This window comes from Pseudomonas mosselii (assembly GCF_003205295.1).
In the GTDB taxonomy this organism is placed as follows: Bacteria; Pseudomonadota; Gammaproteobacteria; order Pseudomonadales; family Pseudomonadaceae; genus Aquipseudomonas; species Aquipseudomonas mosselii_B.
Genome location: NZ_QJRP01000071.1, coordinates 1 through 2,812 on the forward strand (window position 1 = coordinate 1; position 2,812 = coordinate 2,812).

The 2,812-nt window shown below is 68.4% G+C and carries 1 protein-coding gene and 1 pseudogene; one reads left to right on the top strand and one right to left on the bottom strand.

All coding sequences use genetic code 11. The features are described 5' to 3' along the window. A pseudogene (locus DMX06_RS25960) lies at positions 1–249 on the top strand (calcium-binding protein); the annotation flags it as partial. A gap of 124 nt (positions 250–373) precedes the next feature. On the opposite strand, the gene DMX06_RS25965 reads toward DMX06_RS25960, so the two are convergent. Then, positions 374–2,812: TonB-dependent receptor plug domain-containing protein (locus tag DMX06_RS25965; protein WP_220037424.1), on the bottom strand; the 2,439-nt coding region annotated here is incomplete at its 5' end.

Consider the following 2,812-nt stretch of genomic DNA (forward strand, 5'->3'; position numbering starts at 1 on the left):
ATCTTCCAGTTCGCCGCAGGCTTCGGCACCGACCAGGTGTTCGGGTTCGATGCCGCCCCGGCAGGCGGCCAGGACCGGCTGGATATCACGGCGCTGAGCATTACCGCGGCGAGCTTTGCCGTCAGTGTCAGCATTGCCGATGTGGGTGCCGATACGCTGGTCAGTTTCGGTGGGCCTGACTCCATTCGCCTGGTCGGGGTGGGGGATGCGACCAGCGTGACGGTGGCGGACTTTATCCTCGCGTCTTGAGGGGAACTTAGGGTGTGTTTGGCGAGAGAGTTGTAGCGCCTATGCGATCGAGCGCCGCCCGCGCGGCGCTCGATCTCGAGAGCGCTGCAAGACTATCGCCTGGCACCAGCCCCCCCACACCCCCTCAAAAGTCATAGCTCAGGCTGGTGTAGTAGAACGCCCCCTGCGCCCCTTCTGGGCTGGTGATCGAGTACTTCGGCACCCCGTACAACTGCGCGCCCTCGAGTTTGTCGGGGTGGCTGTCGAACAGGTTGATCGCACCCACCGACAAGGTCAGCCCCAGCCCGAAACGGTAGGCCACGTCCAGGTCGGTCACCCACTGCGCGCCGAAGGTCTGGTCCAGCGCCGGGTTGGCGGCGTTGCGGTTCTGCCACTGGCCGTAGCGGCGCTGGGCCACGGTCACGTTCCAGCCCTGGTACTGCCAGTTGGCGCTCAGGGTCAGCTTGTCCTTGGGCGTGCCGTCCTCGATCAGTCCCTGGGTGTTGCGGCCGATGATCTGATTGCCGGCAATGCCGCCGACGTCGTCCAGCCCGGTGATGCGGGTGTTGGTGCGGGCATAGCCGCCGTTGAGGTCCAGCCGGCCCCAGGCGCCGAGGTCGAGCTGGTAGTGCCCGGCCAGTTCGATGCCGTCGGTGCGGGTGTCGGCAATGTTGGTGTAGAACGCCGCGCTCTGGATATTGGCGTAGGGCGTGCCGGCGAAGATTGGCCCGACCACCGACGCCGGCAGTTGGTCGGACAGGGTGATGCGGTTGTCGATGTCGATGCGATAGGCGTCGACGGTCAGCGACGCGTTGGCCAGCGGGCGCCACACCAGGCCGACCGAGAAGTTGGTCGACTCCTCGGGCTTGAGCGCCTTGCCGCCCAGCAGTTGCGCTTCGGGGCTGTCGGCGCGCAGGGTGCGCTGTTGCACCTCGACCCAGTTGCCGCTGCCCGGCGGCTGCTCGACCACCTGCACGCTGAACGACGACAGCCCCGACTGCACCAGGGACGGTGCGCGGTAGCCGGTGCTGGCGCTGGCCCGGGCGGCGATCTGGGGGGTGAAGTCGTAGCGCAGCGACAGCTTGCCGTTGGTGGTGTCGCCGAAGTCGGAGTAGTGCTCGCTGCGCAGGGCGAAACCGGCCTGGAATTGCTCGGTGATCTGCCCTTCGAGGTCGAAGTAGGCACCGATCACCCGGCGGTCGAGGGAGGCGGCGTCGACCTGGGTGATGCCCGAGTAGTAGCCGGGAATACGCCGCCCGGTCAGCGGGTCGACGGTGTTGAACAGCGGCCCGTTCTGCCAGCCCTGGGCGTCACCGGCGCTGAGTTGGTAGTTTTCCTCGCGCCAGGCCAGGCCGGCGGACACCGTCAGTGGTTTGAACAGCAGGTCGGTGGCGAAGTCGCGGGTCCAGTCCAGGGTGAGGTTGGTCTGGTCAGCCTCGCGCCGGCCGGTGTAGATCGTCGAGGCGCTGGCTGTGCCCCAGCTGGGGTTGATGGCATCGCGGTCGGTGGAGTCGACGCGGTTGTTGCCATGGTTCACGGCCAGGTCGAAGTGCCCGAGGGCCTCCTCCTCGTAGCGCAGGCCACCGGTGACGGCGTAGTCCTCCAGGCCGTAGCGGGTGATCGGCAGGCGCCCGTCCGGGTAGCGCGCCAGGGCCACGCTGCCATAGTTGTTGCGCAGGGTCGTGGGCGGGTCGAAGAAGTTCTCGGCATCGGTGTTCTTGTGCGCGTAGGTGGCCAGGCCGTAGGCACTCAGGCCATCGCCCAGGCCCATTTCGGCGTTGGCGGTGAAGTTGTACTGGTCCGAGACATTGCCCGAGCCCCAGCGCCAGTTGCGGTAGCGGTTGTTCTGCTCGCGCGGGGTCGCGGTGCTGGTGGAACCGGGGTAGAAGATCCGGTTGTCGTCGCGGGTGTCGCTGGCCGGGTCCTGGCTGCCGGCGTCGAAGGCCAGGGTGAGGAAACCGTCGTTGGGCAGGGCGAAGCCTTTCCAGCCGCTGAGCTTGCGCTGCAGGCCGTCGCCCTTGTCGTAGCCGCCGAAGCGGTAGCCGAGGTTGCCGCCTTCGTCGCGCTCCTTGAGCACGATGTTGATCACTCCGGCGATGGCGTCCGAACCGTACTGGGCGGCGGCGCCGTCGCGCAGGATCTCCACCCGCTCGACCGCCGCCAGCGGGATCAGGCTCAGGTCCACCGCTGCCGCGCCGCGGCCGTTGGCCAGGCCCTGGCGGGTGACGTTGGCGCTGGTGTGGCGGCGCTTGCCGTTGACCAGCACCAGCACCTGGTCGGAGGCCAGGCCGCGCAGCGAGGCGCCCTGGGCGATGGAACCGGCGAAGGCGCCCTGGGGCGAGTGCGGGTAGTTGAACGAAGGCGACAGCGCGGTGAGGGCGCCGGACAGGTCGCGGGCGCCGGTTTCCTGGAGCTTTTCGCCGCTGAGCACGTCCACCGGGGCGGCACTTTGCAGGGCGGTGAGGTCGCTGCGGTGGGTGCCGACCACGACGACGGTGTCGAGGTGGTCGGTGGGATCGGCGGCCAGCGCGGGCACGGCGAGGCTGCCGATGGCCAGGCTCAGGGCCAAGGGGGTGTGGTGGGG